The sequence below is a fragment of the Limnothrix redekei LRLZ20PSL1 genome, from assembly GCF_043235035.1.
GTDB lineage: Bacteria > Cyanobacteriota > Cyanobacteriia > CACIAM-69d > CACIAM-69d > CACIAM-69d.
The window spans coordinates 142,149-164,626 of record NZ_JAZAQF010000057.1 but is presented as its reverse complement, the minus strand read 5'-3'; the positions used below and the strand labels follow the sequence as shown (position 1 = coordinate 164,626).

At 57.3% G+C, this 22,478-nt stretch carries 17 protein-coding genes and 1 pseudogene; 13 read left to right on the top strand and 5 right to left on the bottom strand.

Going from position 1 to position 22,478, the window contains the following annotated elements; translation table 11 throughout:
• The first annotated feature begins 212 nt into the window (after positions 1-212).
• A complete protein-coding gene (locus VPK24_RS09580) occupies positions 213-2,288 on the top strand; it encodes an alpha/beta hydrolase (RefSeq protein ID WP_393012504.1) in 2,076 nt (691 codons plus the stop codon).
• An 88-nt stretch (positions 2,289-2,376) separates the two neighbouring features.
• Here VPK24_RS09580 and btpA read toward each other — a convergent pair whose 3' ends face one another.
• Complete coding sequence (btpA, locus tag VPK24_RS09575) at positions 2,377-3,219, bottom strand: photosystem I biogenesis protein BtpA (protein WP_393012501.1); 843 nt, start codon at positions 3,217-3,219, stop codon at positions 2,377-2,379.
• A 507-nt stretch (positions 3,220-3,726) separates the two neighbouring features.
• Between btpA and VPK24_RS09570 the strand changes: the two genes are divergently transcribed.
• Complete coding sequence (locus VPK24_RS09570; RefSeq protein WP_393012499.1) at positions 3,727-5,322, top strand: NB-ARC domain-containing protein; 1,596 nt, start codon at positions 3,727-3,729, stop codon at positions 5,320-5,322.
• A gap of 197 nt (positions 5,323-5,519) precedes the next feature.
• On the opposite strand, the gene VPK24_RS09565 is transcribed toward VPK24_RS09570, so the two are convergent.
• The gene (locus tag VPK24_RS09565; RefSeq protein ID WP_393012496.1) at positions 5,520-6,005 is read right to left on the bottom strand and encodes a (2Fe-2S) ferredoxin domain-containing protein; all 486 of its coding nucleotides are present in this window, start codon (positions 6,003-6,005) and stop codon (positions 5,520-5,522) included.
• A gap of 114 nt (positions 6,006-6,119) precedes the next feature.
• On the opposite strand from VPK24_RS09565, the gene VPK24_RS09560 reads away from it, so the two are divergent.
• The 5 genes from VPK24_RS09560 to gmd all read left to right on the top strand — a co-directional run bounded on the left by VPK24_RS09560 (position 6,120) and on the right by gmd (position 10,909).
• On the top strand, positions 6,120-7,055 hold the full coding sequence (locus tag VPK24_RS09560) for a cell division protein FtsX (RefSeq protein ID WP_393012493.1): 936 nt from the start codon (positions 6,120-6,122) through the stop codon (positions 7,053-7,055).
• Between the two features lie 81 nt (positions 7,056-7,136).
• Complete coding sequence (locus VPK24_RS09555; RefSeq protein ID WP_393012491.1) at positions 7,137-7,739, top strand: peroxiredoxin; 603 nt, start codon at positions 7,137-7,139, stop codon at positions 7,737-7,739.
• A 100-nt stretch (positions 7,740-7,839) separates the two neighbouring features.
• On the top strand, positions 7,840-8,790 hold the full coding sequence (locus VPK24_RS09550; RefSeq protein ID WP_393012488.1) for a hypothetical protein: 951 nt from the start codon (positions 7,840-7,842) through the stop codon (positions 8,788-8,790).
• A gap of 123 nt (positions 8,791-8,913) precedes the next feature.
• Complete coding sequence (locus VPK24_RS09545) at positions 8,914-9,618, top strand: sugar transferase (RefSeq protein ID WP_393012486.1); 705 nt, start codon at positions 8,914-8,916, stop codon at positions 9,616-9,618.
• Positions 9,619-9,820: 202 nt separating this feature from the next.
• Entirely contained in the window at positions 9,821-10,909 is a 1,089-nt protein-coding gene (gmd, locus tag VPK24_RS09540) for a GDP-mannose 4,6-dehydratase (RefSeq protein ID WP_393012483.1), read from the top strand.
• 151 nt (positions 10,910-11,060) lie between these two features.
• Here gmd and VPK24_RS09535 read toward each other — a convergent pair whose 3' ends face one another.
• Both VPK24_RS09535 and VPK24_RS09530 read right to left on the bottom strand, forming a co-directional pair.
• Positions 11,061-12,842: an ABC transporter substrate-binding protein gene (locus VPK24_RS09535; protein WP_393012480.1), complete on the bottom strand. Its 1,782-nt coding sequence runs from the start codon at positions 12,840-12,842 to the stop codon at positions 11,061-11,063.
• A gap of 69 nt (positions 12,843-12,911) precedes the next feature.
• On the bottom strand, positions 12,912-13,988 hold the full coding sequence (locus VPK24_RS09530) for a PIN/TRAM domain-containing protein (RefSeq protein WP_190355591.1): 1,077 nt from the start codon (positions 13,986-13,988) through the stop codon (positions 12,912-12,914).
• A gap of 204 nt (positions 13,989-14,192) precedes the next feature.
• On the opposite strand from VPK24_RS09530, the gene hemW reads away from it, so the two are divergent.
• Positions 14,193-15,644, top strand: coding sequence for a radical SAM family heme chaperone HemW (gene hemW, locus VPK24_RS09525; protein ID WP_393012477.1), 1,452 nt, complete (start codon positions 14,193-14,195; stop codon positions 15,642-15,644).
• Between the two features lie 85 nt (positions 15,645-15,729).
• A complete protein-coding gene (locus VPK24_RS09520; RefSeq protein ID WP_393012475.1) occupies positions 15,730-15,885 on the top strand; it encodes a hypothetical protein in 156 nt (51 codons plus the stop codon).
• 11 nt (positions 15,886-15,896) lie between these two features.
• On the opposite strand, the gene VPK24_RS09515 is transcribed toward VPK24_RS09520, so the two are convergent.
• Positions 15,897-17,258, bottom strand: a complete 1,362-nt coding sequence (locus VPK24_RS09515; RefSeq protein WP_393012472.1) for a lysophospholipid acyltransferase family protein — start codon at positions 17,256-17,258, stop codon at positions 15,897-15,899.
• Between the two features lie 214 nt (positions 17,259-17,472).
• Between VPK24_RS09515 and VPK24_RS09510 the strand changes: the two are divergent.
• From VPK24_RS09510 to VPK24_RS09495, 4 genes and pseudogenes are all read left to right on the top strand, one after another.
• Positions 17,473-18,120, top strand: a pseudogene (locus VPK24_RS09510) (PDZ domain-containing protein); the annotation flags it as partial.
• A 318-nt stretch (positions 18,121-18,438) separates the two neighbouring features.
• Positions 18,439-19,320, top strand: coding sequence for a DUF512 domain-containing protein (locus VPK24_RS09505; RefSeq protein ID WP_393012560.1), 882 nt, complete (start codon positions 18,439-18,441; stop codon positions 19,318-19,320).
• Between the two features lie 346 nt (positions 19,321-19,666).
• Positions 19,667-21,730, top strand: coding sequence for a TolC family protein (locus VPK24_RS09500; protein WP_393012469.1), 2,064 nt, complete (start codon positions 19,667-19,669; stop codon positions 21,728-21,730).
• 407 nt (positions 21,731-22,137) lie between these two features.
• The gene (locus VPK24_RS09495) at positions 22,138-22,434 is read left to right on the top strand and encodes a 2Fe-2S iron-sulfur cluster-binding protein (protein ID WP_099531595.1); all 297 of its coding nucleotides are present in this window, start codon (positions 22,138-22,140) and stop codon (positions 22,432-22,434) included.
• Positions 22,435-22,478: the final 44 nt, after the last annotated feature.

Here is a 22,478-nt window from a genome sequence, read left to right as displayed (position 1 = left end):
CGGGATTAGGGAGTATCCCATCGAATGCAGAAAGCGTATCACGGGTTACAAGGGGGCTGCAAACAATCCCGATTAAAAAAGTCGGGATTTGTTTTACACCCGTTTCAACGCCCAAAACCCGGATCTGTAAAGGGATATGTCGATCGCCCGCCATCGGTTAAGCTATCGATCGCACCTTGCTACAAAATTTTTATTTTTCTTAAGAAACTGTGATGGTCATCGGGCGGAGGGGGCGTTGGTGGCAACGGTGGGTGATGGTGACAGGCTGTGCCATGGCGGTAACCCTTTGGGGGGATGGTTTTTCCACGGGGTTGCCCATGGGCGTTGTGGCCGGAAACCGCCCCCCTTCCTCATCGGTTGCCATTGCCCTTACGTCACCCCTCTTGCCCATCGGTCAATTTGAAGCGGCCCCTTGCCCATCGCTGTTGCTTACCGAGGCCCTGGCTCGGTTGGGTGATCGGTTGCGCTGTGGCTTTGTGACCGTGCCAGAGCGCCACGCTGACCCCACGGGATCCACCATTCGTCTGGCCGTGGCCCAAATTCGCAGCGATCGCCCCCAGGCCCAACCGGATCCACTGGTGATGGCCCAAGGGGGGCCCGGTGGTTCCACCCTGATGCTGCTAGAACCTTGGTGGGAAGCCATCGCCGCCACGCCGGGCCTGAGCGATCGGGACTTGGTGCTGATTGAGCAACGGGGCACGCAATTTTCCCAGCCCTATTTGTTTTGCCAAGAAATCTACGAGGTCGATCGACAGATTGCGCCCCAACTGCCCCAGCTCAGCGAGGAAGTCATTAACCAAAAAACCCTGGCGGCCTATGGGGCCTGTCGCGATCGACTCTTGGGCCAGGGGATAGACCTAGGAGCCTATAACAGTTGGGAAAATGCTGACGATATCCCGCTGGTGATGTCTGCCCTGGGCTATGGTCGCTTCAATTTCTATGGGGTGTCCTACGGGACAATGTTGGGCCAGCACCTGATGAAGCGCCATCCCGATCGACTGCGGAGCGTGATCTTAGATGCGGTGGTTCCCCTAAACACCAACTACATCACTGAATCCTTGCGCAGTCACGATCGGGCCCTGCGGCAACTGTTTGAACAATGCCAACGATCGCCCGTTTGTCAGCGGGAATATCCCCGTTTGCAAGAAACCTTCCAAGCCGTGGTGGCCCAACTGGAGCGCCAGCCCATCACCACCGAAGGCTTTGACGCGATCGCCTATGTGGATGCGCAATTACAAGCGGGGCGATCGGGCCGAGTCCTGGCCGACAATGGTGAGCAATTTTGGCGCACCGTGGCGATCGATGGCGATGGGCTGGTTAACCTGGTCATTTCAGCGCTCTACGACAGCAGCTTAATTCCGCAACTCCCGGAATGGCTGCGCGAAATGCGATCGGGCGACTGGTCTTCCCTCACGGAGCTAGCGTCCGATTGGTTCAGCCCCCTAGCCGATGGAATGCAACAATCGGTGCTTTGTGCCGAAGAAGCCGGATTCACCCCCCTCAAAACCGCCGACTTGGGCAGCATCCTGCCGGAATTGCGCTCCCTCAGCACCGATCCTCAAGAATTCCTAGACAGTTGCCGTCTCTGGCCAGTCCCCACCTTGGGCCCCGAAGCCAACCGCCCCGTGAGCACCAACATTCCCACCCTGCTGCTGTCGGGCAACTTAGATCCGGTCACGCCGCCACCCTTTGGCAATCAGGTGGCAGCCAGCCTGTCCCGCGCCTATCACTACACCTTTCCCGGGTTGGGCCATGGGGCCTTTGCCAGCAGTGATTGTGCCAACCGCCTGGTTCGCGATTTTTTGCGCAATCCAAACCAAGCTCCCGATGGGCGCTGCGTGGCTCAGGTGCAATTTATGCCCCAAGTGCCGATTATTCCCGCCCTGCAGGCGATCGCGGTGTGGGGCACTCGAGTTCGATCGCTCGTCCCCTTGGGCTGGCAGCGAGATCCGATCCTGACCAACCTGTGGCGATCGCCCGAAACAGAACCGAATGAAGGTCGAATCAGCTTCACATGGGTGGTGGGCACAACCGGCCCCCAAGCCTTGCAACGGTTAGGGCTGACCGTGCCCCTGATAGCCCAAGAATCCCAGCAGGTGGGCGGGCGCACTTGGCAGCTTTATGCCAGCCCCCAAAGCCCGGTGCAGGTGGCCGCCACCACCGACGGCCAGGATACGTATCTCATCACGGTGGAAAGCTTGCGCCAGCGATCGCGCCAAGCCATTTTGCAAGGGGCGATCGCCGGGTTTCAACTGGCCCCCACCATTGCGTTGCCGCCAAAGCCATAACCCTGGACTGATTAGTACCGATTAATTAGGCTTGAGCCTCTGAGTGCCAGCCCCTGAGGGCCAGCCCATGGGTACTAACTCATGAGTACTAACTCATGGGTGTAGGTGTAGGGACAACCATCGCAGAAGCCGGCCGACCCCGCCGCGCCACCTCCACAAACTGGCTAACCCGGTTCGGGTCGATCGGCAAATCCCGCCGGCCTCGCCGCTTCAGGGAGCTGGCCACAATCACCCCATCCGCCACTTCCAGCAGTTGAGCCACATTGTCATAATTAGCCCCGCTGCCCACAAAAATTGGCGTATCTCCCGCCGCAGCCTTGGCTAACTCCAAATCTTCAATGTTTGGCGGGCTGCCAGTGGCCCACCCCGACAAAATGGCCCCATCGGCCAAGCCACGTTCGATCGTGTCTTGCACCGCCACCGTTAAGTTGGGCGACCCGATCGGGCGAGCATGTTTTACCAACACATCCGCCAAGATCTTGACATCACTGCCCAGTTCCCGCCGATAACGCAGGAGCTGGTGGGCCTGGCCTTCAATCAATCCCTGATCGGTGGCCATCACCCCCGACAGCACATTGACCCGAATAAAGTGTGCCCCGGTGCAAGCTGCGATCGCAGTGGCCGAATGGGCATCATTGCGCAACACATTCACCCCGATCGGTAAAGTCACCAAATTTTGTAAATGGTGAACCACCAGCGTCATGGCACTCACCACCGCCGGATCAACCGCATCTTTCGGAAAAGGGGCATCAAAAAAATTTTCCACCAAAATCGCATTCACCCCACCGGCAGCCAGCGCCACTGCTTCCTGTTCAGCGCGCTCAATAACTGCCTTCAGGCTCAGTCCCCACCGCGCAGAACTCGGCAGCGGCAACAAATGGACGACTCCAACGATTGGCTTAGGATGTTTAAAGACTCGATCTAGATCCACGCAAAGACCTGAAAACTCGGCGAAACACAGCGGCGTTGCTAGCACCCCCCATTCTATCGAGCTTAGGGATCCCAGTCGGGTCAAATTTTCGGGCAAATTTTCGGGCAAGCTTTCGGGCAAGTTTTTGGGCGCAGGGTTCGCTGTCGATCTTCGTCAATCTCTGAGTCGGCTTCGGGGTGGTGTTTGGGTTGCCTCCCTATTCGCTTATTTGCAGAGTGATTTCGACCCCATCCACCCTTGTAGTTAATGCCCATAAACTCATGCTCAGAAAATCCTGAATTCCAAGATCCCTCGGCCAGAGCAGGGCAAAACCTGTCTGGGAGGCACAAGTATCTTGAAAACGCAATATTCCACCGTGCGAGATGCGAGAGCTTATCCCACTCTCCCCTGATAGCTACGAACTCCTGTCTAGAAAATATTCATATAAGAAATACATTTTCGAGGCTAAGATGAAGGCCGAAGATTGTTTAGTACAGAGAGATTGGTGAATTGATTCCTCAAGACTTTTTGAGACAAATTGCGAAGGAGCATAGTGTCTCGAATACCGAGCTGGATGTGCTGGCCGCAGCCATCAATGGTGAGCCGATGAATGCCATTGCCCAACGCCTAGGAATCCGCCCAGAAGCGGCCCGTAAGCGCTTGGGTGAAGTGTATAAAAAGTTTCATATTGCTGGTGCTGGGCCAGGAAAATTGGCCAAGCTTCAGCAGATTTTGGTGTCTCAGTATCAAACCCGTCAAACACAAGGGCCGATCGTGGCAATTCCGGTCACTCCTGAAGTGGAAGTGGGCGAGTTGCCGCCTCAGTATGACTGGGGAGAAGCGCCGGATATTTCGGCTTTCTATGGTCGTGCGCAGGAGCTGGCCGCCCTGCAAACCTGGATTTCTCAAGATCACTGCCGAGTGGTGGCCTTGCTGGGGATTGCGGGGATTGGTAAGACGGCGTTGGCGGTGCGCTTGGCTCGATCGCTCGAAGAGCAAGACGAGTTTGAGTTCATCATTTGGCGATCGCTCCGCCATGGGGTTTCGCCCCGCGAGGTGATTGGTCGGTTGGTGCAAACCTTGTCTCGCAAGCGCCAAACCTATCTGCCCGACAGTGCCCACAATCGCATTACGTTGTTGATTGACTATCTGCGTCAACACCGCTGCTTGTTGGTGCTGGATGGAGTGGAGTCGGTACTGCGCCAAGGGGATATCTCCGGACAATACCGCGACGGGTTTGAGGACTATGGTGAATTGCTGCGCCGGGTGGGCGAAGAGTCGCACCAAAGCTGCTTGCTGCTCACCAGTTCCGAAAAGCCCCGTGAGGTGGCTCGCCTAGAGGGCAATACGTTGCCGGTGCGAGTGTCGCAGTTGGGTGCGTTGGGCCCCGATGAAGCGGGTGAAATTTTCCGCGACAAGGGCTTGCAAGAGGAAAAACTCTGGAAGGAGTTGATTGATTTGTATCGGGGAAACCCGCTCACCTTGAAGATTGCTTCGACCACGATTCAAGAGCTGTTTGGCGGTCGGGTGTCGGAGTTTTTGAAGCAATCGACCCTGGTATTTGGGGATATTCGCGATTTGTTGCAACGCCAGTTTGATCGCCTGTCGGACATTGAACGGGCGATTGTTTATTGGTTGGCGATCGAACAGCAACCCCTGTCTTTGAGCCAACTGCGCGACAAGATTTCGATTCCGTTCTCGCAACCGGAATTAATCGAAGCGTTGGAATCCCTGGGCCGGCGATCGCTGATTGAGCGTGGCGCGGCCGGTGGGGCTATGTTTGGCTTGCAACCGGTGGTCTTGGAATATGTGACCCAAGAGTTTACCGATCGGGCTTGCTATGAATTGCAAGACCTGTTGCGCACGCAAAAGATCGATCGCCTGGATCTGTTCCGCACCCACGCCCTCGAAGCCTCTGAGGGTAAAGATACGGGGCCGATTCTGCCGGCCGTTAAGGATCGGTTGCGGAAGCTGATTCGCAATGATCGCCAGCTTGAAGGTCAGCTCGATCGGGTGCTGGCCGTTTTGCAGGCCAAGTTCCCCCTTGAAGTGGGCTATGCCACCAGCAATGTCCAAAGCGTTTTGGATTCGTTGCGGTTGGATCTGCCTCCGGTTGAAGCCTAGGGGCCGTCGTCATCGGCTGGCGCGAGGCTGAAACAATTGAGTTTTGGTGCGCCAGTCGCTGTAATGAGGGTCTGAAGGGACTTCAGACTGTTGATTAACCCTCACCTCCCTTCTTCTCTGTTTGCTTGGAGAGTTGGGGGGTGAATTTTTTTGATCGTGACTTGGAATACGCCGTTGATGAATCCTTTGACCAACGCTCAGGAGGCGGCCCCGGTTTGACCGTAGCCCGCTTGGCCGTAATAGGCGCTGTAATCCACATGTAAGCGAGGATTCAGCAAATCTGAGACCGGGTGATTTTGCCGCAGATGTTCCTCCACAATCCTGGACACATCCGCTGGCTCGACCCGGGCATACCAAGTTTCATCGGGCACAATTCGCACACTGGGGCCTAAATGGCACTGGCCATGGCAATCGCTGGCGGTGACGGTGACCCCCGCTGGCAAGGCGGCGCTCTGGAAAGCGGCCAGCACGGCTCCCGATCGATTGCGGTAGCAGTGAACGTTCTGGCAAATCAGGATCGATCGCCCATTTTCCCCTGCACCCAACTCGGCCGCAGGCTGGTTTTGGAATTGGGGTTCAGAATCAGCGGCGTTGGTCATAGCGTTAGCCGGGGCGTGCTTGGGTGTGTTTGGTGTGGAGTTGGGGGCGGAGTTGGGTGTGGAGTTGGGGGCGGAGTGTGTCACGGGCGGCTTTCGAGGGTGTGGAATGAATGGGGCCAGGAGTCTGGCCAGGAGTCGAGACCGCCATTTCTCTGATTATGATGGTTCAGAGGCGAGTCGGAGGCGAAGGCAACCCCCATGGGCGATCGGACGGCCATCCCTTGGCTGTATCTGTGGCAAGAAACCCGGCAAGGCCTGCGACGGGGCGGCTGGATGAACTGGGCCGCCGTGGGCACGGTGGCGGTGTCCTTGTTTTTGTTTGGCATTAGCTTGCAGGGCACTTGGTATCTCGATCGGGCCCTGGCCAAACTGGGGAGCCAGCTCGAAATTTGCGTGTATTTGCAACCCGGGGCCCAAACCGCCGCCGTGGCCCGATCGATCGCCCAGCTCGAAGGCGTGGTGGCCGTGCAAGTGATTCCGAAAGATCAAGCCTGGCAAGATTTGGTTCGGGATTTGGGCATTTCGGATATTGCCCGCGCCACCCAGCAGTTGGAAGGCAACCCCCTCACCGATGAGCTGAAAGTCCAAGCGGCCCGGGCCGAGCTGACTCCCCAACTGGCGGCCACCATTGCCCAATTGCCCGGCGTAGATGCGGCCCGGTATGCGGCGGAAGTGGTGGTGCGGCTGCGGGAGCTGGATTGGGGGCTGAAGGTGGTGGCCACGGGCACGATCGTCTTGTTGGTTTCCGCCGCGATCGCCACGATCATCACCGCCATTCGGTTGGTGGTGGCCGCCCGTCGTCAGGAAATTGAAATCGCTCAACTGGTGGGCGCAACCCCTGTGTGGATCTATTTGCCCTTTATTCTCCAAGGGGCCGTTTTTGGAATCCAGGGAGCCTCGATCGCCAGTTTGGCCGTCATGGCCTTGCAACAGGCCCTCGGTTCCTTGCTGAACAGCCGCTTGGGATTGGTGCAACTGCTGGCCCGAGACTTGCCCCTCACGGGTTCTGACTTGCTATTGTTGCTTTCGATTTTGGTGGGGTTTGGCTGTTCCGTGGGCCTCTTGGGCAGCTACGTGGCCGTGCGTCGCACCACCAGCGACTTGGCCATCAGGGGCGCGGAGTTTGAGGTTTAGTCCAAAACTGCGATCGACCCCCAGCATCAAAACCGTTGATTAACCCTAATCCCGAAACTCAGGTCTGAGGAGGCTTGTTTGATGTTGCTTTCACACCCTTTGGCCCCCTCGGGGTCTTTGGCTCGGGTGCGCCAATGGCTCGATCGCGCGTTGGTGGGTTGTTTGGCTGGAGTGATCGCTCTGGCGCTATGGTTCGTTGGCCCCAATGCTGCCTGGGCCTTGGGTGGCCCTCAGCCGGCCTTGAATGCCCCGGCTCCCGATTTCACCCTGCCCAGCAACAGCGGTGATGGCATGATTTCGCTGCAAAATTACCGGGGCCAGTGGGTGGTGTTGTATTTCTACCCCAAGGATTTCACCTCCGGCTGCACGATCGAGGCCCAGCGGTTCCAGCGCGACTTACCCCAATATCAAGCCCGTAACACCCAAATTTTGGGAGTCAGCGCCGATGATGTGGACAGCCACGCGGAATTCTGTGATGCGGAGGGGTTGCGTTTTCCCCTGTTGGCAGACACCGACGGGGCCGTCAGCCGGGCCTATGGTTCTTGGATGAATCCCATGTCCATGCGCCATACCTATCTGATCGACCCGGAAGGAATCCTGCGCGATCGATTCCTGAAGGTGCGGCCAGTGGTTCACAGCGCGGAAGTGTTGGAACGGTTGGATCAATTGCAGAAAGTCGGCTGATTGACGGCCGGGGCGATCGAAGTAGGGTGGAATTGGCCGAATTCATAGATTGAATTCATAGATTGAATTCATAACCTTGAGCTGAGGAGTTGCGATCGCGGTGGCTGTTCCCTCTTGTTCCCTGTCGATCATGGTGGCGCGTACGGACTTGCCATTCATGATGCATACCATTCCGCACCTGGTTCGGAGTTGTAACTTTCCCTTTGTGGAGCGGGTGCTGTTTGTGGACACGGCTCCCCTGTCTGGCGATAAAGTGCAGCGGCCGGGCCTGGGGACGATCGAGCAATTGCGGGCCGCCTGCCAAGAACTACTCGATCGCGGCATTGTCGATCGGCTCGCAGACATGGACTATGGCCAACGGCCCCAGGTTTACCGCAAACACTTTGGTTGGCCCCTGCCCCACACCCACAATTGGAAGGGCTACCCCATTTTTGGCAGCCTCTACGCCCTCGAAGCGATCGCGGGTGACTACCTGCTGCACTTCGACAGCGACATGATGCTTTATCAAAAGCCCGGCCATGATTGGATTTCCGAAGGGGTGGAACTGCTTAAGGCTCGGCCCGATGTGATGTCCGTGCGGCCACTGACGGGGCCGCCGGCCGATGCCATGCATCAGGTCAAACCCTTCACCCAAGACCCCGATGGGTTTTATCGCTTCAAATTCTTCAGCAGCCGCGCCTTTTTGATCGATCGCCGCCGGTTTGACCAACTCCTGCCCTGGCCCATTTTGTGGCACCGATCGCCCCGTCCCTGGTTCGATCAGCTCCCCACCGTCCTGCGCACCGCCTTGTATGGAACCACCGGGCGCGGTCGCCTGGATTCCTGGGAGTTAATGGTTTCCAAACGGCTGGAACTGGGCCCCTGGTGGCGGGCGGTGCTGCCGTCCACCGATGCTTGGACGGTGCATCCCAACCTCCGATCACCCGAATTTTTAGCCGCCCTGCCGCAAATTCTGGCCAAAATCGAACAGGGTTGGTATCCCCCGGAACAGGCAGGCCAATATGACTTGCAAATTCAGCCCTGGTTGGCGGCCCTGGCTGCCGAGAATTAGCCGCCGGAATTGGCTCGATCGCCCCGGTAGTCAGTTCTTGAAGCGTATTGTCCGGGCCGGACTTTCGGAACCAAGCCTTATCATTAGGCTCAGGTGTGGTGTGAACAAACTTGAAGGAGTGTCATGCTGGCTAAGAGTCCTTCCGTTGCCAGCCGGGCCGGGCGATCGACCTCCCGTCGAAGCCTCGGGCCTGCCGTTATCAGCAACCTGAATGCGGACTTTGTTAAACGACTGTTTGACATCGTTTTTTCCCTGTTTGTATTGATTGTTTTTTCGCCGCTGTATCTCCTGCTGATTGCCCTTGTGGCCTTCAGTTCGCCCGGCCCCGTTTTTTATACCCAAAGTCGCGTCGGCAAAAACTTTCGCCGTTTTCGGTGCATCAAATTTCGCACCATGGTGGTGAACGCCGATGAAATGCTAGCCGCCATGATTGCCAAAGATCCCGCCTTGCAGGCCGAATATGCCGCCACCTGCAAGCTCAAGCGCGACCCCCGCATCACCTGGATTGGTCGCTTTTTGCGGGTGACCAGCTTGGACGAATTCCCCCAGTTTTTAAATGTATTGCTGGGGGATATGAGTGTGGTGGGGCCGCGGCCGTTGGTTCCCGAAGAGTTGCCCATGTATGGTCGTCACATCCATAAGGTACTGACCGTGAAGCCGGGAATTACTGGACTATGGCAAGTGTCGGGACGCAACGACATTCCCTACGATCGCCGCATTTCGATCGATGTGTACTATGCCAGCGCCCGGAACCTTTGGCTTGATATTTGGATCGTGTTAAAGACCCTCTGGGTGGTGGTGGCCACCAAGGAGAACGGCGCTTACTAGGCCCTAGCATCCTCGATCCATCAGCAATGACCCGCAACGATCGCCCGCAACGATGCCCTGCGGTTGGTGGCGGCCTTGCTCGATCGTCATGGATAATGGCGACGGTTCGATCGCGCTTGGGTTGCGGTGCTGTTCTCCCTTCAGGTTCGATCGCCCAACCCAGACGATCCCAACCTCCCTTCAGTCGTAAACCCTGTCCCTAATGACGCAACCCAAGCGCGCCCTAATCACCGGCATCACTGGCCAAGACGGCTCCTATCTGTCGGAACTGCTGCTCCAAGAGGGCTATGAAGTTCACGGCATCATCCGCCGCACCTCCACCTTCAACACCGATCGGATCGATCACCTCTACGAAGATCCCCACAACGAAGGTGTGCGGCTGTTTCTGCACTACGGCGATCTGTGCGACGGCTCCACCCTCCGCCGAATCCTCGACAAAATTCAGCCCCACGAAGTCTATAACCTGGGGGCCCAGTCCCATGTGCGGGTGAGCTTTGACGAGCCGGAATATACCGTGGATGCCGTGGGGCTGGGAACCTTGCGGATTTTGGAGGCCTTGCGCGAAACCCAACAACGCACCGGCCAAGAAATTCGCTATTACCAAGCTGGCTCTTCCGAAATGTTCGGCAAGGTGCTGGAAGTTCCCCAAAAGGAAACAACCCCGTTTTATCCCCGCAGTCCTTACGCCTGCGCCAAGGTCTATGCCCATTGGCAAACGGTGAACTACCGCGAGTCCTACGGGCTGTTTGCCTGTAACGGCATTTTGTTTAACCACGAGTCGCCCCGCCGGGGTGAAACCTTCGTGACCCGCAAGATTACGCGGGCCCTATCGCGGATTTTGGCCGGAACCCAAAAGAAAATCTTCATGGGTAATCTCGATTCCAAGCGCGATTGGGGCTATGCCAAGGACTACGTGCGGGCCATGTGGCTGATGTTGCAGCAGGAACAACCCGATGACTATGTGGTGGCCACCAATGAAACCCACTCGATCCGTGAGTTTTTGGATGTGGCCTTTGGCTATGTGAATTTGGACTGGCAGCAGTTTGTGGAGTTTGACCCGCGCTACTTGCGGCCGGCTGAAGTGGATCTGTTGATTGGGGATGCGGGCCGGGCGAAGGAAAAGCTGGGCTGGGAACCGTCGGTGACCTTTGAGGAATTGGTCAAGATCATGGTGGATGCGGACATACGGGCGATCGGGCTGGAGCCGCCCGGAGAAGGGGAGGCCCTGATGCATCGGGAAGCGGCCACCGTGCGCCAGGATTCACCGATTACGGTGGACTTGGGTGGCTGATGCGTGAAAGCCAGGGGTTTTGGCCCAAGCGCCCCAATCATCAGTCCAATCATCAGTCGTGGGGGCAAGGGGCTTAAGCTCCTTGTCTGCGTTGATCGCTGTTGATCGCTGGGGCGCACAGGGTGGCAGTTTTGGCTGCTCAGAGATCCGCTCAATCTTCCCGATCGAGCCGCAACTCGTGAATATTCCAGAATGCACCGCCGAGGGCATTCACCTTTAGCCCTTGGATTGTGTTCCGCACGGCCACCAAAGAATAGGGCGTGATCAGGTGGATGAAGGGAAGATATTGCTGGGTTAACTGCTGGGTGCGGGCATAAAGGGCGCGGCGCTTGGTTTCATCTAGCTCCTGGGAGGCTTGGGCATAGAGGCGATCGATCTCCAATTCCCAAGGGGCAAATTCCTGGCCCACCAGTTGCTTGCCGGGATCCGGCGTTTGGTTAAAGGCATGGAGCCGGCCCGTGACCCGCCACACATTGGAACCGCCGTGGGGTTCAACACCGCCGGTAAACCCCAGCAAATGGCATTCCCAATCCAGACTATCGGAGAGTTTGGAAACCAAGCTGCCAAAGGCGATCGGCTGAAGATCAACCTTCATTCCCAGTTTGGCCAGGTCTTGGGCGATTTGTGCGCCCATGGCTTCGCGAATTTTGTTGCCTGCGTTGGTGATCAGGGTGAAGCGCACTCGGTTGCTGGCCGCGTCGAATAACTCACCGTTGCGATTTTGGAAGCCGGCCTCGGTCAGCAGTTGGCGCGATCGCTCCGGGTTGAAACCATAGGTCAGCAGCCCCTGTTCCGGCGAGAGATAATAGGGGCTTTGGCTGGCGATCGGGGAATGTTGCAGTTGTCCCAGCCCCCGAAAGATGCTGTCAATCATGGTTTGGCGATCGATCCCGTGGGCCACCGCCTGCCGAAATCGCAAATCATTAAACCAAGCAGACTTGATCGGATCAACGAGAGGTTTGCCGTCCCGTTGGCCCTTGTTCAAGTTGAAGCAGATGAACGAGGTGGTCAAGGTGGGGCCAGCGTTGTGGATCGTGAAGTTGCCGCGTTGTTCCTCCCGCTTCAGCAGGGAAAAATAGTCGGCGGTGACGCTGATCGAGTCCAAACCGCCCGATCGAAACTGCAAGAGGGAGGTGTCTTGGGATTCCACAATTTGCCAAACCCACTCTTCGATGTAGGGCTGGGGCGCATTGTTCGGCCCCTTGCGCCAATAGTGGGGATTGCGCTCAAATACCAGCCGTTGACTGGTGACATATTCCTTGAGTCGGTAGGGGCCATTGCCAACAATTTGGCTGGGCGGAGTGTCCACGCCCCAGGTGGTCAAAAATTGTGGCCGGCCGTCGGTTCCCTTGGTTTTGAGGGTGGGGCGCAGGCGATGGGCGGGCAAAATGCCCACGCCCAAACTCCGCAAAAAGGGGGCAAAGGGTTCCGGAACGCTGAATTCCACCTGGAGCGGGCCCAGCATTTTCACTTGGGGCAGTGCATTGCTTTGGCCCACCCGCAACACGTCTCGAATGCCCGTGGGAATTGCTTCATTGAAAAAGACTTCATTGAAGGTGAAGGACACATCATCGGCAGTGAGGGGCGCACCGTCCGACCAACGCAACCCCGATCGCAGGGTGACAACGATCCGCTGGCCGTTTTCGCTCATTTCCCAGCCTGCGGCCAGGGCCGGTTCCACCTTGCCGGTTTCTGGATCTTCTTCCACCAGGCCTTCGTAGGTGATGCCGAAGATGTTGGGCGATTCTTCGTTAATGGCGTAGTTGAAGGTTTTGGGTTCGCTGAGGATGCTAGTGACCAGTTGCGATCGCCCGCCACCGCCCGTGCTGCCCGATCGCCCACAACCCCCGATCGCCGCGATCGACAGTCCCCCCAAGGCCCACAGCAACCGCCGCCGAGTTAGCCCCACCGTCCAATCCGTTAACGTTGCCATGTTTCTTGTTGCTTTGTTCTGGATCCGAACCGCTGCCCAACCTTGATGCAATGGCCTAGATGCAATGGCCTATGAAACGGCGGCTTCGGGTTTGGCAAAAATCATCCGCCCGGCGGAAGTTTGCAGGGCGCTGGTGACCACCACTCGCAATTCACCGCCCAGATAGGAGTTGCCATCTTCGACCACGACCATCGTGCCATCGCTGAGATAGCCCACCCCTTGGGCCGGTTCCTTGCCTTCCCGGACAATTTTTAGCTCAATGCTGTCGCCGGGCAGGTAGGCGGGGCGCAGGGCATCAGCCAGGTCATTGACATTCAAGACTGGGACGTTTTGCACCGTGGCCACCTTATTCAGGTTGTAGTCCGTGGTCAGCAGTGCGCCGTTGATTTCTTGGGCCAGTCGCACCAGTTTGGCATCAACGGTGGTGATGTCTTCGTAGTCGGCGGAGTGGATCGTGAGTCGATCGGGATAGGCCTCACGCATTTGCTGCAAAATATCCAGCCCCCGCCGCCCGCGCGATCGCTTTTGGTCGCTGGCGGAGTCGGCAATGCGCTGCAATTCCTGCAACACGAACTGGGGCACAATCAAGCGCCCTTCAATGAATTTGGTTTCCAGCAGGGCCGTCAGCCGGCCGTCAATGATGCAACTGGTGTCCACCACTTTGGCGGCGGCCGGAGCCAGGGTTCCTTCACTGACCAGGATGGATTCAACGCTGTTGGGGTTAATTAACCGTAGGAACGATCGCCCGTGGGTGTCGGCCAACGATACGCCCGTGACCGCAAACAGCACACTGCCCAACACCGCCACGAGGGGTTTGATGAAGGCCAGCTCCCAAGGAAACGGCAGCAGATACAAAGGAGCCAACATCAAGTTAGCCATCAGCAGCCCCAACACCACCCCACCCGATCGGGTCAGCAGCCGATCGGGTGGCATTTGGCGCACCTGGTTTTCAATGCGTCGGTAAGTGGTTTGGCAAGCCAGTCCCAGCACCAAGCCAATCAGGGCCCCAAAACCACCCGTGGCAAAGCTGAGGCCTTCGCGATTGGTGACTTGGGCCAGGGTTTGGGCGGGCAAAAAGTCAATGCCGAAAAAGCCAATGCCCGCACCGGCGATCAGAAATGAAAGGATAATTACGGTGTCAATCATGGTCATCGATCGAGTGGACGATCGCCCGAGTCATCGCGACCATTGCTCAGAGCATTGCTTGCAGGCGGTGGATGCAGGAACGATCGCGGTGGCTAATTCCAGGCTCTTCGGTGGGTGGGGGCTGAGTCGAATTGGGATTGGTCGCGGTGGTTGCTTCTGATCGGTCGCCCAGGGGCGGCGATTCAGAACGATTGCGCCCAATTCTTGACAGAATTTGATGAGTATTATAGCCCCGTGGCTTGGTGGCTTTGGCTGAAACCCAGGGCGGTTAACCGATCGAGCCAGCGGATCGAGCCAGCGGATCGAGCCAGTAAATCAAGCCAGCGAATCGAGCGAGCTAATGCACGCGATCGCGCCAGCCGATTTCCACAAGCCGATCGAGCCGACCCAAAATACCGACCCAACCCCATGAGTTATCCCGTCGCCCTGGCCCTGTCCCCGCCCCGGGCCGCCTATTTACACATTCCCTTTTGTCGGCGGCGTTGCTTTTATTGCGATTTCCCCATTTCCGTAGTGGGGGAGTTCAAAACCTTCCGCGATCGCCCCGACCAACCACCGGAACCCGCCACAGGTCGCAACAGCGCCCCAATCATTGAATACTTGTCAGCCTTGGAGCGGGAAATCACCCTTGGGGCCGATCGCGCCGCCGCAGACCAACCGCCCTTGGAAACCGTCTTTTTTGGGGGCGGCACGCCGTCCCTGCTGGCCCCCGAACAGGTCGATCGGATCTTGCAACTGCTCGATCGCCGCTTTGGGTTGGCTCCCCAAGTGGAAATTTCCATGGAACTCGATCCGGGTACGTTCGATCGCGCTTGGTTGGCGGGCTTTTTGGCGGCTGGGGTCAACCGCATTAGCCTGGGAGTGCAAGCCTTTCAAGCGGAATTGTTAGCCGCCTGCGGCCGATCGCATGGAGTCCAAGATATTGAACAGGCCGTGGCCCTTTTGCAGTCGGCGGGGGTCAAAAATTGGAGCCTAGATCTGATCTCGGGATTACCCAATCAGTCGATCGACCAGTGGCAAGCGTCGCTCGATCGGGCTGTGGCCTGTGGCCCGGCGCACCTATCGGTTTATGACCTGATCATTGAGCCGCAAACCGTGTTCGATCGGCGCTACCAACCGGGCGATCGACCCCTACCCTCCGATGAACAAACGGCTCAAATGTATCGGATGGCTTCCCAAACCCTTCAGGCAGCGGGTTTTCAGCACTACGAAGTTTCCAACTATGCCCAGTTCGGCTTTCAGTGTCGCCACAACCGCACCTACTGGGAAAATCGCCCCTACTACGGTTTTGGGATGGGAGCCACCAGCTACTTGGCCGGGCAGCGCTTTGGCCGGCCACGCACCCGAGCTGCTTACTACGACTGGCTGAACAACGGCGCAATTGAACCACCCGCTTCACCCCAATCTGTGCCCGATCGATTGGCAGAAACGCTGATGTTGGGATTGCGGTTGGCAGAAGGTTTGGCCTTGGAACCCCTGCGCCAGGAATTTGGCACGGTTTGGGTCGATCGGGTGTTGCAATGCCTCGATCGATTTGCGGCGGAGGGTTGGGTGGTGCGATCGGGCGATCGGCTCGCTCTTGCAGAACCGGATGGTCTGCTATTTTCTAACAGCATTCTGGCGGAAATTTTCAGCACCTTGGAACAAGAACCATAGAGCTATCTAATGATCTTGATACTGCTTACTATGATCGGTGCGATCATTCTTTTGGTTTAACTGATCTTTTGGTTTAACTGATCTAATGTCAATTTTCTTCAGCCCCGAGGAATATCTCAACCTAGAAGCCAATAGCCCCATGCGCCATGAATATCGATCGGGCTTGGTATATGCCATGGCCGGTATTTCCGAACGCTTCCTGGCCCGTCGGACAGCGGCGAACCAGGAAAAGTCCGGTTGAGGGCGACCCGGCTAGGCGATTAGGTTTTTGAGGGATTGGTGAATTTCCTGGGTGACAGATTGGAGGGTAGCGCGGCGATTGGCTTTGTAGTCCGCTGCGCGATCGCTTACCCAAATCGGGTCAGCAACCCGTAACCAAACCGCTTGTTTGCCCAGTTGCGGGGGCTTGCTGGTGTCGTCTCCCTGAATCCAGGTGGTGACGCGCCATAGAATCATTAGAGTTTCCGCAAACCGTTCGGCGGTGGGTTTTTCGCGCACATAGCGGCCCGTGACAGCGGTAAACCGTTCCACTAGGCGCATGTGTTGCATTCGGATGGTGGCTTCGGCGGCTACCCAGTTGGCCAAGCCTCGCTCCACTGGGCAGCGCGATCGCCCGTCATCGCAGTAAATCCGATCCCAGCCGGCCTGTTCCAACCGACGGCAGCGCTCTTCAACCGTGCCGGTGTTGGTTACGCCAAAATAGGCTTCCCCCACCCGCAATGCGGTATCTAAGAGGTTTTTCAGCCGTTGGCCCATGCGCTCGTTGGGGTCGGGCAAGTCCACGATCGGGAGGGTTTGTTGATAGAAAGTTTGATAAAACTGCTCCACCAAGTCCAGGAGCCGATCGCCCAACAGATATAACCGCAAGTAGCGACCTTCTTCGGGGCTGGTGGGGGCGGTGGTTTTCAGGGGATTCGTGAGGCCAAGGCTGCTTTCGATCGTGTCAATGAGCCGATCGATCTCGGCCCAAGGGGGCGAAAGGTACGTGTATTGAATCCCGATCGGGACAATGGCCACCCGTTCTGATCGCCCGGCCGATCGCAAATCCTCCACCGTCCAAAAGGCCATTTGGGCCACGCCCGGCTCCAGGGGGCTAACCACTTCGCTGTGGCTGTTGGTTGCGCCTTCCGGGGCCGCCGCCAGCGGAAACCGCCCGTTCAGCAACAGATCGCGAGCCGTTTTTAGCCCGGGGCGATCGAGCTTGCCCCGCTGCATTGACGTGCCGCCCAAGTGGGAAAACATCCAGGCCACCGCATCCCCCGCCCAAAGGGGAATGCCCCGATCGTAAATAAAGTGCGTGTGTGGCCAATCCGGCAGCCGAATGCCCCGATCGCGCGCCGCCTGGGGCACTGCCTCCCACAGCAAGTGGGACATCACGAATGGGTCATTGGTGCTGGGATGCCGAAAAGCCAAAATAAAGCGGAGTTTGCCCGCCTGGAAATCGCGAAACAGTTCCGCCAACGTTTCAGCATTTTCCGTATGGAGTTTTGCGATGCCCTGTTGGCGAATCAACCAAGGAAAGATCCAGCGCGCCAACCGATGCACCCAAGGGGTGTAGTTGGGCGGAATGAATTCCAGAGTGGGCTGAATGCCGGAAGCGGATGCGGCGGGCATAGGGTTAATCAACAGTTGGTAGAGTGGTTACGAGCAATCAACGGCCACCAAAGCCGCCCTGGCCTTGCCCAGTGGGGTTTAAGGCTTGGGAATCAACAGCATAGGCCCGATCGCCCCAGCACAATCGCCATCGGGTGTCTGTATTTTGGCCGGCTGTGCCCAAGGAAAACGCGATTGGTGACCGCCTGGCCAGTGTCTATTCAGGAGCGTGGGGATGAGCGAAGCAGCGGTGCGACCGGCCAAAATTACGCGAGTGTTGCCCGGATCAATTGCCCAAGAGGTGGGGTTTGAAGTGGGCGATCGGTTGGTGGCTATTAATGGCCAAAAACCCCGAGATTTGATTGATTACAACTTCCTCTGTGCCGATGAGGTGTTGGAGTTGGAAGTGCTGGATCAGTACGATCGCACCCACCTGGTTGAAATTGAAAAGGACTATGACGACGAGCTGGGCTTGGAATTTGAAGCGGCCCTGTTTGATGGTCTGATTCAGTGCAATAACCGCTGTCCCTTTTGTTTTATTGATCAGCAGCCGCCCGGTAAACGCGCATCGCTTTATTACAAAGATGATGATTATCGGTTGAGTTTTCTCTATGGCTCCTATCTCACCCTCACCAATTTGACGCAGCGGGAATGGGATCGCATTGAGCGGCTGCGGTTGTCGCCTTTGTTTGTTTCGGTGCATTCCACGGAGCCAGAGGTGCGATCGCGCCTGCTAAAAAATCCTCGGGCGGGCGAGATCATGAACCAGTTAGCTTGGTTTCGCGATCGGCGCTTGCAAATCCATGCTCAAGTGGTGCTTTGCCCTGGCATTAATGACGGGGTGCATTTAGAGCGAACCATTCACGATTTGGCCAGCTTTTATGGATCGCCTGCGGGTCAAGCTGGGCCCAGTCGGCGGGCTAAGCCGGCCCTGGCTGACCAAGCCGCGATCGGGGGCGGTTGGGCCATTTCCGAAAATGTGACGCTGCTGGCGGGGCGATCGCCTGAGGCCGATTCGGGGGCGATTGAAGCTGAACACGATCGGGTGGCGGTAATCGATCGCCTCGACGGTTCAGAAGCGGCAGGATTGGATCTGTCTGACCCAAATGTTTTTGATCCAGATGTTTTTGATCCAGGTGCCTTTAATCCGAATGTTTTCGATCCATTTGATCGAGATGTTTTCGATCCGCGATCGCAGCCCATGGGCCTAACGGATTGGGATTCAGAGGAGGATCAGGCCGATGAGGATGATCAGTGGGATGAGGCCGATGGGTTCGATCGGGCCGCTTGGGATGATCAAGACCCCGATGAGCTAGATGATGATCTAGATGGCGACCAAGACGAAGTGGAACCCCATCGCCCAACGGTCACCTCCGTGGCGATCGTGCCAGCGGGGCTAACGCAATTCCGCCCGGCCGACGATGAGCTACAGCCCGTCACCCCCGCCAAAGCCTGCGAAGTTATTGCCCAGGTGCGATCGCTCCAACAAACCTTTCGCCAAACCCTCGGTTCCACCTTTGTTTGGTTAGCCGATGAGTGGTTTCTGATTGCGGGTCAGGATTTGCCGGAAATGGTCGAGTACGAAGATTTTCCGCAAATTGACAACGGCGTGGGTTCCATTCGGCTGTTTGTGGATCAGTTTGAGCGGGTCCTGGCGGCAAACCCGGTGCGTGCAACCCCCTTTCCCCGTCGTCTCACCTGGGTGGTGGGGAACACGGTGGAGCGGCCCTTCAGTGGTTTGGTGTGCCAGCTCAATCAAATTTCGGGACTAACGGTGCAGTTGGCGGCCCTGAATTCAGATTATTGGGGCCAAACCATGACCGTTACCGGCTTGCTGACGGGCCAGGATTTGGTGCAAAAGTTGGCGGGCCAAGATTTGGGGGATGCGTTGCTGCTGCCGTCGTTGATGTTGCGCCACGGTGAACAGCGCTTTTTGGATGATATGACGGTGCAGGAGGTGAGCGATCGGCTGCAAGTCCCGATCGTGATTGTCACCAGTGCTGAAGCGGTGATTGAACAAGCGGTGGCCGCTGCTTGGCCCCACGCGATCGCTCCTCAATCGCCCAGTGATTTGCTGGCGTAGGAGTTTCGGGACTCGGGGGAGCGAGCCGGCCGATTCTGTAGGCCAGCCGCTAGACTAACCAGTATGCTTTTTGAGGCACAACCTCGATTCGATCCTGGTTCAATTCTCAGTTTGATCTCAGTTCGATCGAGTATCCACTGCGCAGGGCCATTCAACCGACGCTGGCAACCCCCACAGGGAGCAATCAATCCCTGAACTTTCGGGCCCCGAACTTTCGGGAGTTGGCAGCGTCTGCTGGTGACTGTGCGAGCAATAGGCGAGTAATTGAGTAATTTACGAACTTTGCACCAGTGGCAGCCGTCAAAACAGCCGGTTTTAGGCGTGAGGAGCGAAGCAAGTTTTGGTTATGAAGATTGCCCATCGAGCGATCGCCACGGGTTTAGGGGTTACCGTCGCGTTGTGTTGTCTGTGGGCGGATGCCGCCCGCGCCGAGTCGGTGGAAGCGGATGCGGCTGCCGCCTTGGCTGAAGCTGATCATGTCATAGCCGACAAGTCCCCTACTTCGCCACCGGATTTAGCCACCGCAACCGGTTCTGAATCTGCTGAATCTGCTTCTCCGTTGCTGTTGTCTGCGGAATCTGCGGAATCTGCGGAATTTACTGAATCTACTGAATCTACTGAATCTACTGAATCGTCTCATTCGCCCGTTAATTCGCTAAATTCGCCTAAACCAGCTAAACCGACTAAAGCGGCTGTGGGAGTGGTGGCCACCGCAGTCCCGATCGCTGCCGACCGTCATCAGGAGTCGATCGCCCAAGAATCAACCGGTCAAAAGCAAGCCAGTCAAGAGCAAGCCAGTCAAGAGCAAGAGCTTGCAGCAGACTCCCCCAGGGCCGACGCTTCCGAGTCGATCGGGGGAGATTCGGCTCCCGTTGCCCAAGCAAATGACAGCTCCAGTAATCCAGATCCGTTGGGAAATGTGCCCTCAGCGCCTGGCTCCTTGGGCGATCGTCCCGAAGGCATCGCGGAAGCGGATGAGCTGATCATCCAAACGTTGGAGTCTGACCCGAACCCGCTGCAATTTCCCACCCTGCCGGAAGAAGTGCGGATCCTGCTGACCCAGCCGATTACCCTTGAGCAGGCTCTAGAAATTGGCCGTCGCAATAACCGAGATTTGCGCCAGGCCTACCTCAACATCGAAAGCAGCCGAGCCCAACTGCGCCAGGCGATCGCCGCCAACTATCCCCAGTTGCGGTTCTCCTCCTCCCTCACGGACTCGCTCACGGCCGGCAGTCGCCTGAATCTGTTGTTGCAAAACCGAGCTGCCCGCCGTGTTGGCAACTTTGGGGGCCAAGTGGATATTGATACCCAGGATCAGTTCACCTGGAGCAGTTCTCTGGAGCTGAGCTACAACATCTATACTTCGGGACTGCGGCCCGCGAACATTGCCGCCGCCCAAGCCCAGTTGCAAGCCAATGAGTTAGCCCTTGAAGCCACTTTTGAGGACTTGCGGCGCGACATCACTGATAGTTACTACCGGCTGCAACAGGAAAACGAGCAACTCAAAATTGACCAATCAGCGGTCAAGTTTCGGGAGCAAAGCGTGAAGGATGCCCAAGCCTTGGAAAAGGCTGGGTTGGGAACGCGGTTTGAGGTGCTGCAAGCGGAGGTGGAATTGGCCAACGATCGCCAGTTGGTGGTGCAAACGCGCGATCGACAAACCCAGCGCCGCCGGGAACTGGCCCGGTTGTTGAGTTTGCCGGAAGTGATCGATATCCAAACCGCTGACCCGATCGCCAAGGCAGGAGAATGGACGCTGCCCCTCGAAGACAGCATCGTGCTGGCCTATCGCAACCGGGCAGAAATTGAACAGCAACTGGCCCAGCGAGAACTGAACAGCGCCCAACGGCGGGCCCGGTTGTCTCAGTTGGGGCCCCAGCTCAGCGCTTTTGCTCGCTACGAGTTGCTGGATGTGATTCAGCCCGATGACGACTTCAGCTTGGTCAGCGGCTATTCCACGGGCTTGCAGTTGCAATGGACGCTGTTTGATGGCGGAGCGGCCCGGGCCCAGGCGCGTCAGGAGTCGGTGGCGATCGAACAGGCTGAAAACGGTGTGGGCCGAACGCGCGATCGAATTCGGTTTGAAGTGGAAGTGGCCTACTCCAACCTGCAAGCCAACGCCGAAAACATTCAAACTTCCCTCAAGGCGATCGAGTCAGCCCAAGAGGAAGTGCGCTTGGCGCGGCTCCGGTTCCAAGCCGGCGTGGGCACACAGACCGATCGACTCAACGCAGAAACCCGCCTCACCCGGGCGCGGGGTAATGTGCTGATTGCGATTATCGGCTACAACCGCGCATTGGCCGCCCTCAACCGCGCCGTCAGCAACCTGCCGCCGGGTACGATTCAACCGGTTCCGGAACCGATTCAACTGCCTGAACTGATCGATGCACCGACGGGTAATACTCCCTAGGGGGCCTGGCCGGCCCGATCTTGCATTCCAGCGGATCGGGATCGATCGAACTTGAATGGTCTGCTTTGAGCGGTCTTGCGTTTTGGGGCGATCGGGTCGAGGTCGGTTTTTTCGACTCTCTGCCACGATTGCTCCTGAGACAGTCGCATTAAACTGGGATAGCTCAACAAACTGCAACATCTTGCAATGATCTCGCAATCTTTCACCGATTGCCTTCCTTGCGTTCGTTGTGCCTGTTGTGTCCCTGGCTTGCAGCACTGTACTGACTCTGGCGTGGGTCAGTGGCATCGGTCGTGGCTCTGACCCCTTCTCGATCGCCCCCCACCGCACGAGCTTCCAGTTCCCAGCAAAGACCCACAATTTCCCTTGAGCTACGCCCCGTCAGCGAGTCCCTTTCCCAACACCCTATGGGCACTATTCACTTCGTTAACGAAAACAAGGACGTAATCGCCGCCACCGGTTCCAACCTGCGAATCAAGGCGATCGAGAACGGCATTGATATCTATAAGCTGTACGGCAAAATGATGAACTGCGGTGGCTATGGCCAATGTGCCACCTGCGTTGTCGAAATTGTGGAAGGGATAGAAAACTTGTCCGATCGGACGGATTTTGAGAACCGCACCCTTCGCAAGAAGCCCGACAATTACCGTTTGGCTTGCCAGGTGTTGGTGAATGGCCCCGTGAGCGTGCGTACTAAGCCCTAGCATCGACTCGCAAACCCGCGTCTCCTGGGGACTTTCGTGGCGAC